Annotated in this window: 12 protein-coding genes; 1 reads left to right on the forward strand and 11 read right to left on the reverse strand. The window is 43.5% G+C overall.

Annotated features, from left to right (window positions below; genetic code table 11):
• Positions 1-83: 83 nt before the first annotated feature.
• Positions 84-1,385: a carbohydrate porin gene (locus tag E2K93_RS02540; protein ID WP_135437578.1), complete on the reverse strand. Its 1,302-nt coding sequence runs from the start codon at positions 1,383-1,385 to the stop codon at positions 84-86.
• A gap of 229 nt (positions 1,386-1,614) precedes the next feature.
• Positions 1,615-2,652 carry an AraC family transcriptional regulator gene (locus E2K93_RS02545; RefSeq protein ID WP_135437579.1) on the reverse strand — a complete coding sequence of 346 codons (1,038 nt, stop codon included), beginning with the start codon at positions 2,650-2,652 and terminating at the stop codon, positions 1,615-1,617.
• A gap of 74 nt (positions 2,653-2,726) precedes the next feature.
• Here E2K93_RS02545 and E2K93_RS02550 point away from each other — a divergent pair, with 74 nt between their 5' ends.
• Complete coding sequence (locus E2K93_RS02550) at positions 2,727-3,800, forward strand: helix-turn-helix domain-containing protein (RefSeq protein ID WP_135437580.1); 1,074 nt, start codon at positions 2,727-2,729, stop codon at positions 3,798-3,800.
• A 195-nt stretch (positions 3,801-3,995) separates the two neighbouring features.
• Here the strand turns inward: E2K93_RS02550 and E2K93_RS02555 are convergent, their stop codons facing one another.
• The 9 genes from E2K93_RS02555 to E2K93_RS02595 form a co-directional block, all read right to left on the reverse strand.
• Positions 3,996-5,171, reverse strand: a complete 1,176-nt coding sequence (locus E2K93_RS02555) for an acyl-CoA dehydrogenase family protein (protein ID WP_135437581.1) — start codon at positions 5,169-5,171, stop codon at positions 3,996-3,998.
• A 21-nt stretch (positions 5,172-5,192) separates the two neighbouring features.
• Positions 5,193-6,341, reverse strand: a complete 1,149-nt coding sequence (locus E2K93_RS02560; RefSeq protein WP_135437582.1) for an acyl-CoA dehydrogenase family protein — start codon at positions 6,339-6,341, stop codon at positions 5,193-5,195.
• A 179-nt stretch (positions 6,342-6,520) separates the two neighbouring features.
• Positions 6,521-7,375, reverse strand: a complete 855-nt coding sequence (locus tag E2K93_RS02565; RefSeq protein ID WP_135437583.1) for a Phenylacetic acid catabolic protein — start codon at positions 7,373-7,375, stop codon at positions 6,521-6,523.
• A gap of 45 nt (positions 7,376-7,420) precedes the next feature.
• Complete coding sequence (locus tag E2K93_RS02570; protein WP_135437584.1) at positions 7,421-7,630, reverse strand: hypothetical protein; 210 nt, start codon at positions 7,628-7,630, stop codon at positions 7,421-7,423.
• Positions 7,630-7,866, reverse strand: coding sequence for a phenylacetic acid degradation b (locus E2K93_RS02575; RefSeq protein ID WP_135437585.1), 237 nt, complete (start codon positions 7,864-7,866; stop codon positions 7,630-7,632). The genes E2K93_RS02570 and E2K93_RS02575 overlap by 1 nt, the downstream gene beginning before the upstream one ends.
• A 59-nt stretch (positions 7,867-7,925) precedes the next feature.
• Complete coding sequence (locus E2K93_RS02580) at positions 7,926-8,246, reverse strand: metal-sulfur cluster assembly factor (RefSeq protein ID WP_135437586.1); 321 nt, start codon at positions 8,244-8,246, stop codon at positions 7,926-7,928.
• A complete protein-coding gene (locus E2K93_RS02585; RefSeq protein ID WP_135437587.1) occupies positions 8,240-9,211 on the reverse strand; it encodes a Phenylacetic acid catabolic protein in 972 nt (323 codons plus the stop codon). Before E2K93_RS02585 ends, E2K93_RS02580 begins: the two co-directional genes overlap by 7 nt.
• A 451-nt stretch (positions 9,212-9,662) precedes the next feature.
• Positions 9,663-10,694 (reverse strand): YeiH family protein, encoded by a 1,032-nt coding sequence (locus tag E2K93_RS02590; protein ID WP_135437588.1) that lies wholly within the window; start codon positions 10,692-10,694, stop codon positions 9,663-9,665.
• A gap of 198 nt (positions 10,695-10,892) precedes the next feature.
• Positions 10,893-12,041, reverse strand: a complete 1,149-nt coding sequence (locus E2K93_RS02595) for an acyl-CoA dehydrogenase family protein (protein WP_135437589.1) — start codon at positions 12,039-12,041, stop codon at positions 10,893-10,895.
• Between the last annotated feature and the right edge of the window lie 135 nt (positions 12,042-12,176).

The following is a 12,176-nucleotide window of genomic DNA, read 5'->3' on the forward strand; positions in this document are numbered from 1 at the left end:
TTTCATCCTTAGCAATCTGGGTTAACATAATTAAAACACATTTATTTGGCGTAAAATGATATTCCAACAGGCCTTTTTACATGCTAAATAACCAAGCGTATACGCACACCAAAAACCGTTGCTGTATCATCTTCGAAATTAGTATGGGGATCGATAATGTATTGTAAATTTGGTGTTATCTGTATGGTCTCAGCAATTTGGATTCGATAAAAGGTTTCGATTGTTGTGGTATATTCATGGGCAGCAAAACCTGCATCGTATAGTGGCTCAATGGTTTTACCGTGATTAATCGCCAGACCTAGCAAGTCAGAACGTGCTTCAAAGTATTTGATAAAGCCTAAGCTTATTTGCTGTTCATATAGCTGCACATCATTGGTTGAATCGGCATCGCTTATACCAAGTTGCGCGAAAATCATCCATTGTAAATCCCAAGTCCAATTAAAACCGATGACAAAACCAGAAGAGTCGGAATCAGGGCCTTTAATTTTTCGCTCATCAACGTGCCACAAGGTGATATGAATATTCTTAAAGTAACGCTCTTGAGGGCTTGGTGACCAACCAAATTCAAAGTATTTATACAGCTCATCCATGCCTTGTTCAAAAAACTCGAGATCATCACTGACGACGCCGTTGGCATCGTTAACGCCTGCCAAGACATAATACTGATTTGCCATCCAGGTGCCCGCACCAATACCCCAACTGTAATCCGGAACGGCAATACTCATATTAATGAGGTTGTCTAAATTGGAAAATCCGGTCCACGGGCTGGCATAGCCTAATACGTTTTGATAATCATTTGGGTCATAGCGACCAACGACGATTCCGATACTATCGTCCGCAAAATTTTGCACCCATTTAAAATCGCCAATAACATCATCGAAATCACGATACAACATAGCTGTTTGCGAAAGGTAACCGAACTCATTACCAAGTTCTGCTGGTGCTGTATCACCATATTTATGACGGTGATCGACAAAAAACACTAACGAGCCACTATTGACTTTTGAGCGATTAAACAGCTCCCATTTACCGGAAAAACGCAATATGCCGCCAGCGGCATCGTCAGCAACAATATCCGGGTCAACAACACGTTGAGCAATCGTGGTGTATGCTAAACCGAACTGGAAACCGGTGTCTTTATATAGGTCAGACTTCCATTGACGTAAATCTTCTGTGGCTTGATCCAATGCCGGCATGCGGATAATCGGGTATTTGGAGGTGTTGTCCTCTTCTAGTTGCGCTGAGGTTGAGCTTGGTGAGCCATATGCTTCATTGTCATCATATGGTTTGTCTTTATTTGATTGGTCTTTGCCCAAAACAGGCGAAGACAGCATTAACACTAGTGCCACTAATGCGCTATGGATCAGCGGGTGCGATCTGGTCATTATTTTCCTTTAACAACGGATACTATAAGTTGCTTCAACGCGCTTGCCCAACCCCTTCAACAAGACGCATTCGATATAACTAAGCCTAGAAAGAAAACCTCAGATATCAAATAAAAGTAATTTTATTTCAATGCATTAACGACAAAAAGCCAGTGTTTTCATCGCTTGAAAAACAACTGGCTTTTTTAGATTGTTGTTGGCTTAGATAAAAGCCTATTGAGCGTACAAACTAATTCATATCGTTCGCTTTTAGTTGACTACGAAATTCTCTTGGTGTTTGACCTGTATGCGCCTTGAATGAGCGAGTAAAATTAGAATTCTCAGAAAAACACAACTTTTCAGCGACTTCGACGAGTTTCAAGTCAAAATTGGCTAGATACTCACGGGCTAACGTCATCCGTGCATTTTCAGAAATATCGCGATAATTGAGACCAAACTGTTTTATTTTTTGACTCAGAGAGCGAGTACTCATGCCTAACTCTCGAGCGATTGCTTCTTTTGAAAAAATGCCCTTTTTCATCAGTTCGATGATGTTGCCGTATATTCGCGTCGGTAATTCAAACCGAGAAAAACGCTGTTTGTAGTCATCAATTAGCTGACTGTTGACCGCAAACAGCTGTGGATCATGGCCAAGCTGCTCAATGGCTAACTGACCATGTGTCAGCTTAAAGCCGTTATATGGCGCGTTGTATTCAATATCCGTTTGGAAGGTTTCTTTAATGCGTGCGTTAATATCCGCTTCTGGCTGCCCCATGGTTAAATAAATTCTATTAAATTTAAAATCGTTACCAAGACTAAATCTAATATGCGCATATAACACGACTAAGCCTGCTAAGCCTAGGCGATGCTCACTGAATTTATGATGCGTAGAACCTGCGGTGATCAGCCAGCCATCGTCAAGCTCTGTTTTACTGACCTTACCGCCAGTAGAGATCAGGGAAAAATTCTCAATCAGCAGTTCTACATTTTCTTTCAGGGTTTTACTTGAAAAGCACAAAGGACCCAGTGCATTAAAGGTAACTGGGCGATAGTTTTTACCAAGATCAAGTTCTAAGTATTTGCGTCTAGGGTGGTTTGCCATCATCGCGTAAATACCCAAAAATGACGTACCTTTGACTCGCCCACACTGAGCCAGCAGATCTTGGCTATCTACTATTTGTAAATATTGACGAATGGACTCAAAGCTATCCCCGGTTGATTCTAACGTTTGAATCAACATGTGAAGATAAGAGCGCAATACAGAATGTTGGTAGTCTAATATTCGCATAGTCGCACCTTGCTACCTTGTTATTATCCGCATAAAATGACTTGTAATCATAACGTAAATAATGACAAAGATTAATGAATTTTCAAGATAAAACAGCGAACTTGGATATTTCTCGCTTCACCAAGCGTTATCTGTTTTTGCTCGACGCATTTAGACAGATCAACTGTTCTATCGTCGAAAAAGAAGACAAAGAAGTCACTCGACTGCTCGATACCTATAGTCAAGCGCCTGATTTAGCGACCAGTGGTCGCAAGTACATTAAAAACATTATTCAACACTGGGCGGCAAGCAAGCGTGAGTACCCTATTCATTTAAGTTTTACCAACCCAATTAATCCGGCGTTATTTGGAATTTTTGGTTTAACGGTTGGCAGCGCGACAACGTTACGTTGTTTTTTTGAATTCTGGGCCGAGTTTTCAAGAATTTTATTTATCTTTAACTCTGCCAGTTTTGAAGAGACTGATGAATACGGCATATTGACCTTTATTCCTGATCAAGACGTTATTGAAGACAATATTTTTACCCAGACTATCCAAGGCTTTATGTCTGCCAGCATTTCTAATTTACGTACCGTTTCCAGCGCCAGCTTTTGTCCAGACAAACTGTCATTACCCGTCGGTTCTAGTGAAAACATTCGTTCTGAATTCTCGCAAATAGCCGGCTGTGAAGTCGTTGTAAGTGAGCAAAAGGTGGGCAAGCTATTTATTAAAAAGGAACGATTGCAAACCCTGTTGCCAGCGGGTGATAGTTATTCAAACCTAACCTATTATCAGTTAGCAGCGAAAAGGATCAGTGAGCTTTTCCCTGATAATATGGCGTTAAAAGTGCGCTCTTGGATTGTTGATAGCATATTGCAAAACAACGTTGATACGGCTGATATCAGTAAAGATTTGGGCTTAAGTTTGGAGTACATTAACCAAAAATTAGCAGAGCAAGACACGGATATACAAAAGCTGAAAAATGAAGTTACGCCGGTTATCGCCCGTCATCTATTGCAACAACCCGGTGTGCAAATAAAAGAAATCGCCTTTAAATTGGGCTACACCAGCTCCAGTTCATTTAACAAAGCCTATAATCGCTGGATGAATGAAAGCCCTGCAGAGTATCGCAAATCCTATACCGACAGAATCAACAATTTAAAATTCTGAGCCCTGTCTAACGTATTTGAGCATTACTGTTTATGGGATTGCTCTGCAGCACAATGGCGGTCAAACCTGCATGGCAATAGACCATCTCTAAAAAAGGTCACTTAGCTATTTAGATAGTTTTAGAGTGACCTTTCGTTATTAGCTATAGCGCGCAGCAATTCCACATCGCAATTTCATATCGCAAGACACGGAAGACTAATACGACCTTGGCAAGCCTAATACGTGTTCACCTAAATAATTTAAAGTCATTTGTTGAGTGACAGGCGCTAGTCGGAACAGCTGGCACTCGCGGAACCAACGTTCAACATGATACTCGCGAGCAAAGCCGCAACCACCGAGCGTTTGCATTGCATGATACGTGGCATCTAAGGCGGATTCTGCGGCAAGATACTTGGCCATATTGGCCACATCACCAACCTCTTTGTCTGGCTTGCCTTGGTCAAATAAGGTCGCTGCTTTTAACACTTGCCCCCATGCTGCCTCCACTTTGGCATAAGCCGCCGCTAATGGATGCTGAACCGCTTGATGGCCACCAATAGGCTGACCAAAAACATTGCGTTCTTTGGCATATTCTATGGCGTGTTGTAGTGCCAATTTAGCGGTACCAACGGCGCCGGAGGCAATCAAGATTCGTTCTGGGTTAAGTGTGCCAAGCAAGTGATAAAAACCTTTGCCCTCCTCACCTAACAAACACTCTTTGCAGACGCGCACGTTATCAAAAAACACCTGAAACGATTTATAGTAATGATAGCCTTGCTTATCGATAGGCGTATAGGTGATGCCTTCGCAAGGTAAATCAACAAGAAATAACGAAATACCTGCCGCTTTGTTTTTAACGTCTTCTTTTTTGCTGGTTCTGGCAACAATTAGCACGGCGTCGGTATTATCGATGTTGGTGATAAACCATTTACCGCCGTTGATGATGTAGTCATCCCCATCTTTTTCGGCAAAGGTCTCAATGTTTAGTGAATTGGTACCCGCGTTTGGTTCTGATAACGCAAACGCACAGGTTTTCTCACCCGCGGCAAACGCAGGTAAGTACTTTTGTTTTTGCGCATTATTGGCATGATGTGACACAGATAAGGTGCCGAGAAGACCAAACAGGTAGCCTAGCGCAGGACCACCTCCGCCGCCGCCGCGGCAAAGCGCTTCCATTGCCAATGCCACATCGGTTAAACCTGCGGCAGCGCCACCCCACTTTTCTTCCAATGGCAGGCCAAAAAAGCCAAGCGAACCAATCTCATTCATGAATTCAATCGGGTATGCTCTATTGTCGTCTTTTTCTCGCCAGTATTCTGGCCCATATTGCTTGGCAATGTCCGCCGCGGTATCGGCGATCATTTGCTGTTCCATGGTTAAATCAAAATTCATTTACTAAACCCTCTTATAACCCTAAAACGCATTTAAGCCAGTAATGGCACGGCCAATCATTAATTTTTGGATCTCATTGGTGCCTTCGGTTACACGAAATACCTTGGCAGCTCTTGCCATATACTCCACAGGGAATTCTCGAGTGATGCCATTACCGCCATGTATCTTGGTTGCTTCGTCAACGATGTCACAGGCCATATCGGTGCAATACCATTTTGCCATAGCGGCATCGATATCAGAGCGTTTACCTTTAGCGATACAATCTAGTGCACGATAGGCCATGAGTTTGCCCGCTTCGATCTTAGTGATCATTTCCGCCAGTTTTTCCTGAACGATTTGTTTCGCCGCAATTGGTTTACCAAACTGACTGCGATCAAGCGCGTATTGCAACGCTTCATCGAACGCCGCTTGAGCGATACCCATAGACATCAAGCCAACGATTGGGCGCGAGGACTGCAACAAGGTTAAAAGCATTTTTAAGCCCTTCCCTGGTGCGGCAACCATATTCTCTTTAGGTACTCGGCAATTATCGAAAAACACTTGCGCTGTCGACTGACTATTTAAAGCGGTCTTATCAATATTCGTGGTTTCATAACCATGCTCATTTCGGTCGACTAAAAACACCGCCAACCCGGTTTCATCGCCTTCGGTCACATTGACCAAGACATACATAAAATCAGAATAATCACCGGATGAAATCCACATTTTCTCACCATTGATGACAAAATGATCTCCGTCTTGCTTGGCGCGACAGCTTGCCGATGAAATGTCAGAGCCAGTGCCTGGTTCCGAAATAGCCACTGAGGCGATCAATTCACAAGACAGAAACTTATCAAGGTATTTACTGCGCAAAGGCTCAGGTGTGGCGGCGACCATTTTACCGGACGCAAAGTAAATTAATGTTGTTATGGCGATGTCAGGCGAGACTTTTGCGAGCTCATGCATCAACATGCCTTGGGTCACAGGATCCATATCGAAGCCGCCTAACTCCTCTGGCAAGAAGCCATTAACCACACCAAATGGCGCTAGTTTCGCTTGAATCTCTTTCGCCAATTCAGTGTTAATATATTTATCGCGATATTGCTCAGCAATCGGTTTAATTTCGGCTTGTAAAAACTTTTGAAAACCATCAACGGCAATGGTTTGCATTTCATCTAATGAAAAATCCATAAGAACCTCTTGTTAATCCGCATCTGTTATTATTTTTAAAGCGGATCATTCATTCACATTGCTATTGATAATACCGAGTTCAATACAATTGGCTTTATCAAAACAGGCATAGCAAGTGTTAAAACAACAAAACCCGGTAGATACCGGGTTTTAGATAATATGCTTGAATGAGCTCTCGCTTAGTTGTAATCGAAGCTTCGCGTTTCTGGCTTATCAAATAGATCGATAGTTTCATCAATACCAATTGATAACGGACGACGTGTTTTGACTGCATCTTCTGACGACGGCAATACGTATTCCCATAAGTTGGCCGGCATGGCTGATTCGACGACGCGACGACGAGCATTATTGCGCTCAGCAGCGTTCACCTGATCCGCCATGGCTTCAATCTTATCTTCGCTAAGATCGAGTACATTCGCTAATTTTTTGCTGATTTCGGCAATAAACTGTTCTCTGGCATCCCATACCGCTTGTGAACGTTGACCACTAATAAGTAATGGATCGGCTTCAGATGCTGATTTTGTGCCAAACCAAGCGATGGCTTGACCTAAACGTTGCGGTAAGGCCTCGATGATTTCTTGTTTTTCAGCATCACTTAGCAAGGCAAACCAACCATCAATATTCAAGCGGTGAAAATAACACTCTTTACCAAAGGCCGTCATCATAGAAGCAACCGCAGGATCGTTACCGTCCTTTAACGTCGCCATCAATCGCCAAACCGAGTATTCCGCTAAAAAGATGCTCAGAATGAAATCGCCATAGGATTGCGGTGCCTTATCCAGCACCTCCATATTGTGTACTTGAGTGGCATCTCGACCAAACTCAATTTGAAAGTCAGGCAAATCGTTTTCTTCTTCCAACCAACGGAACAAGGCACGGGTATGGCCCCAGACATCTTGCGACATCGCCGCCAACGCCGTCGCATCCTGTAGGTTACGACTGTTCAATAGGTTCTTTGTATACCAATGGCCAAGTACCCATTGTGAATCAGCGATACATAATAGGTTCGCCATTAAATTATTATCAGTACTCATTGTTCTCTTCCCATAATTTTAAATTCTTGCCACATGCCGTCATGACTATTTCGGCATTTTGTGTTGCCACTTCATCCAACCAAAGGTGTTTTTGCAGCTGTTACAACGAAACAGGATTTCCGACACGGTACCGCCAAATGGGCTGGCGACGACGGTATCGGTGCTGTTACACCAAGGACATTCAACCGTTTGGTCGTATTCGTCCTGAAACGTTTTGACGTTTTTCTTTGGTTCGTTTGGGGCATTATCTGTCATTAGGCGAAACCTATAACCACGTTTTCATCTTGGGCGACAACACTCAAAATGTTGTCTTGGCGGATACACATTAACTCTACCCAAGGTTTTTCTGAGTAAGTCATATACGATTGTGCTCGCGCTAACTCATCGTTAAGAGCGTAAATACAACCAAGATGAACCAGGTCTTTGTCGATTTTGTGACGACCGAATACCTCGTATACATGGGCGTCTTTTTTATGGTCTAGTTTACTCATGGTAAAATCTCTCCAAGCACCCAGAATCGCTCTGGGTGTTTTTACTTTATTCTTATTTGCTAAATAACGTAGCCATGTCGGGCGGCGCGTGCGCGACCTTCACATGAGATATCTTCTTTGTCCCATTGATGGCCCCATTCAACGCGGGCTTTAACTTTTATTACGCCGTCTAGTTTGCCAACTTCTTTGCGGATATCGGCTAGGATAATTTCCAATGCAGGACAACCAACGCACGGATTCACAATGCCCACATACACTTCATCGTCGAGTGTTGCTTCGACACGCTTAACCATTCCCATATCAACAATGGATACGCCCATATGTGGGTCGATAACATCATTAAGCGCCTTATGAACCTGTTCTAATTGATCGTTTACCACAATGAACTACCCCATTCTTCACGCTGCAAGCGCTCATAAATTCCAGGACGCATGCGACCACCACTTTTCATGTTGGCAACAACATCGCTCCATTCACATTTTTCCTGAATCCAATCGCCTGTTTGACGATCCCAAGTCATCGGGTAAGGCAGGTCTAATACGTACTTACCTTCGTCTTCGTCAAAGTGAGCTGGCACATTAAAGCCAATGCGTTCAGCTAATTTACATGCTGACTGTAACCACTTATCGCGCATGGTATCGTTAGACCATTTACGAACACCGTAGATAAGTTGGTCCATTTTGCCTTTCATATTATCGGGGCGGCCGTACCAAAATACACCGTGCGGAAATACCCAATCGACGGCTTCTTGAACCATCTGGCGGGTTTCTTCTGAATGATTCCAGTAGTATTCCATCCAGTAAGAACCGTGACGGAAATGGAACACTTCTTCAAAGTTAACTTTCTTTAATGCGCGACGATATGGAGCGAACGAACAGTGCAATTCGATATCCCATGTGGTGTATCGTCCGGCACGGTCAAGCAGTGCTTGGGCAACCAAAAAGTAAATGTAATTTTTTACTTCAAACTCTAAAACAGGCATCGACCAGAATTTGTCTGCTGGACGTTCAAATGCCTCAGCGTGCATATCGACGCCAAAACGCTCCCATAACATACCTTGCTGATGTGCATGACCTACTTCATCTTGAATAGAGCCTGAAATCGCAATTTTCGCGCCGAGATCCGGTGCGGTGTCATAACCGGTTTGTGCCCAAGTTAATACTGTCACTTCACCAGCGGCGGCAATCTCAAGAGTGTTTTCTAACACTTTACGATAACGAGGTGTCATTTCACTGATGTCTTCTATCAGCTCACCTGCCGCGATTCTGTCTAGCAACGCCTGCTCGGCAGGATCGTCCGCTACCATTGGTGGGTTTGGCATGGGACGAATAACTGTTGATTCCATAGTCTTCTCCAATAAAGTCTGAATTCTTGTTGTTCTTGTTCAGATTGATTCAATCTTGTGCTAGTAAAATTAGCAGGACTACCTAGCCTTAGCGATAACTTTTCATCCGGCTAAAAAGCCCCCCATATTGCCGACAAAAACCGCGTATACATCAGTTAAAACAAGGGATTAGCAAATAGAATTAGCTAAATTTTGGTAAATACGCGTTCAGTAATAATATTCATTTTGAGCCAAACAGTTTACTTGCCGAGCTTTTTTGTATTGATTTTGCCAATAAATGGCGAGTTCACAGGAAATGACACAGTAAAAAAACCTAACGGTAATAGGCACTAGAAAGCGATTAAGAGATATTTAAGCCACTACTCTTTGATGATTTTTGCACATAAAAAAGCCCGTCATTGCAACGGGCTAAGTTGGTATTTACAGGCAAACGTCTAAGCGATAAATAGCGCTAGGCGAATAGATAAATGCCAGCAAGTATTAATGCGGCAAACACGATGGTTTGTGCGGTGATCAAAAACACCGGCTTCCAACCAACTGAGACGATTTGTTTTAGTGAGGTTTTAACACCAATGGCTGCAATCGATACCACCAAACACCAGCTCGATAAAGTTTTCACGGCTGCAGCAACAACCTCAGGTATCAAGCCGACATTGTTCAGCACCGCCAAAACAAAGAATCCAATTAAAAACGTTGGGATAAAGGTTGAGACGCCACCTTCCATCTTGCCGTCTTTTTCTTTAAAGGCAAAAAAGATGATCATAACGATAGGTAACAACAAGGCAACCCGCAGTAATTTAATATAGGTGGCGATATCACCCGCTTCAGGTGAGATGGAATAACCGGCACCGACCACTTGCGCCACATCATGAATTGAGCCACCAATAAATACACCGGCTAACTCATCTGACAATCCTAAATAAGACACTAAAACAGGGTAAAGCACCATGGCTAAGGTACTCAGTGTGGTCACACCGATAACCGTCAGAGCAAACATTTTTTCTTCGTATTCTTTTTTCGGCAATACCGTCGATATTGCCGCGGCTGCAGATACGCCGCAAACGGCGACCGAACCGCCAGACAACACGCCAAATACTTTAGACAAACCCAATGCTTTGGCTAACACAATGCCAAACAGCATCATTAATGCCATTGACGCAATGACGATAAGCGGTGGCGTAATGCCTAATGAAACGATGTCAGAAAACGCAATTCGCACCCCGAGTAAAGCGACGGCGAAACGTAATAGTGACCGAGAAGAGAAATTAATGCCCGCTTGATGCTGCGGCGATTCATATAAAAAATGCAGTGCTAAACCAAGCAATAAGGCAAACAACATCACAGGTGCATCATAACGACTCGCCAACGCGCCTGACGCGATAGCAATAATTATGCTGATTGCAACACCTGAATAGTAAGACTTGCAGGTCGACATAAACTGGCTGATGCTGGAAAGTTGTTTCGAATCTGTGCCTGAAGACATGACATGTTCCCTGATATTTGTACGTCAACGCGGAATTCCACCGCTTTATTGTGCCTTACATTGGCTGATATTACAGTGATTTTTATTATCAATTAGTGCAAAACATGTAACTGTTCGCTAAAAAGTAACGCCAGAGTATGATGCTCTGGCGTTGTACTTTTTTCTCGGCGAATTTTTGTTCAATTAGTGACGATGTCGTTATTTTAGCAATTCACGTGAAATAATAACTTTTTGAATTTCACTGGTGCCTTCATAAATCGAGGTGATACGCACATCTCGAGCCATTCGCTCTAAAGGGTATTCTTTAATGTAACCGGCGCCACCTAACATTTGCAACGCATCATAAACCGCTTTATTGGCTTTTTCTGCCGCAAACAGTTTGGCCATAGACGCAGCCGGACCAAATGGTTGGTCTTGCTCTTTTAAGAATGCCGCTTGCATCAATAATAAACGTGCCGCTTCCATTTCCGTGTAACGTTCAGCCATCATCCATTGCAGCCCTTGGAAATTGCTGATTTGGGTACCGAACTGTTTACGCTCTTTGCTGTACTCTTTGGCGTAATCTAGAGCCGCTAAACCAATACCTAAAGCAAGTGAACCAATACCGATACGGCCACCAGCCAACTCGCCAACAGCAACACCAAAGCCGCGATTTTCTTGGCCCATTAAGGCACTCGCCGGTACTCGGCAGTTGTCAAAATGTACTTCATTCGTCGGCGACGCGTGTTGTCCCATTTTATGTTCGCTTTTGCCTATCGTCATTCCCGGAGTACCCGCTTCGACGATAAAGCACGATATGCCTTTGCCTTTTTTGGCTTCGGCATCGGTTACCGCCCAGACCACAAAGCAACCGGCGAAATCACCACTGGTGATGTAAATTTTCGAGCCGTTTAATACGTACTCATCACCATCTTTAACGGCAGTGGTTTTCATACCTGCGGGATCAGAGCCTGCACCTGATTCGGTTAAACAAAAGCCACCAGCTAGGTATTCACCTGAACATAGCTTTGGCAAATACTTTTGTTTTTGCTCTTCGTTTCCAACCGCTTGAATAACTTCAGCAACCATATTGGTTACCGAGGTTGTTACAGCAGTTGACGCACACGCTTTAGCGATTTCAGTGATTGCCAATGAAAATGCGACAACGCCCGCTTCGACACCACCGTATTCAGCTTTGACATTCAAGCCCATAAAGCCAAGTTCAGCCAATTTGCCGATATTCTCTTTAAACAGAGCCTGATCTTTTGTTTCATCAAGCTGTGCGGCAACAGGTGCCAATTCACTTTCAGCAAATTTTTTCGCCATGTCTTGGATCATGGTTTGTTCTTCAGTTAATGCGATATGCATAGCGTTCCCCAATATATTTCGTTGCGCAAAAGATACATAAAAAGCCAACATATCGCCAGTCAATCGATGCAAATAGGTTGCCGGCAAAGAGCGCGAATGTATTAAAATTTTGACAATAAAAAAGCGCCAACTGGT

This window comes from Thalassotalea sp. HSM 43 (assembly GCF_004752005.1).
Taxonomy (GTDB): domain Bacteria; phylum Pseudomonadota; class Gammaproteobacteria; order Enterobacterales; family Alteromonadaceae; genus Thalassotalea_A.

Bases quoted from the DNA above. Each gene is read 5' to 3' on its own strand.
- E2K93_RS02540 (WP_135437578.1), bottom strand. From the start codon at position 1,385: ATGACCAGATCGCACCCGCTGATCCATAGCGCATTAGTGGCACTAGTG.
- E2K93_RS02545 (WP_135437579.1), bottom strand. From the start codon at position 2,652: ATGCGAATATTAGACTACCAACATTCTGTATTGCGCTCTTATCTTCAC.
- E2K93_RS02550 (WP_135437580.1), top strand. From the start codon at position 2,727: ATGAATTTTCAAGATAAAACAGCGAACTTGGATATTTCTCGCTTCACC.
- E2K93_RS02555 (WP_135437581.1), bottom strand. From the start codon at position 5,171: ATGAATTTTGATTTAACCATGGAACAGCAAATGATCGCCGATACCGCG.
- E2K93_RS02560 (WP_135437582.1), bottom strand. From the start codon at position 6,341: ATGGATTTTTCATTAGATGAAATGCAAACCATTGCCGTTGATGGTTTT.
- E2K93_RS02565 (WP_135437583.1), bottom strand. From the start codon at position 7,375: ATGAGTACTGATAATAATTTAATGGCGAACCTATTATGTATCGCTGAT.
- E2K93_RS02570 (WP_135437584.1), bottom strand. From the start codon at position 7,630: ATGACAGATAATGCCCCAAACGAACCAAAGAAAAACGTCAAAACGTTT.
- E2K93_RS02575 (WP_135437585.1), bottom strand. From the start codon at position 7,866: ATGAGTAAACTAGACCATAAAAAAGACGCCCATGTATACGAGGTATTC.
- E2K93_RS02585 (WP_135437587.1), bottom strand. From the start codon at position 9,211: ATGGAATCAACAGTTATTCGTCCCATGCCAAACCCACCAATGGTAGCG.
- E2K93_RS02590 (WP_135437588.1), bottom strand. From the start codon at position 10,694: ATGTCTTCAGGCACAGATTCGAAACAACTTTCCAGCATCAGCCAGTTT.
- E2K93_RS02595 (WP_135437589.1), bottom strand. From the start codon at position 12,041: ATGCATATCGCATTAACTGAAGAACAAACCATGATCCAAGACATGGCG.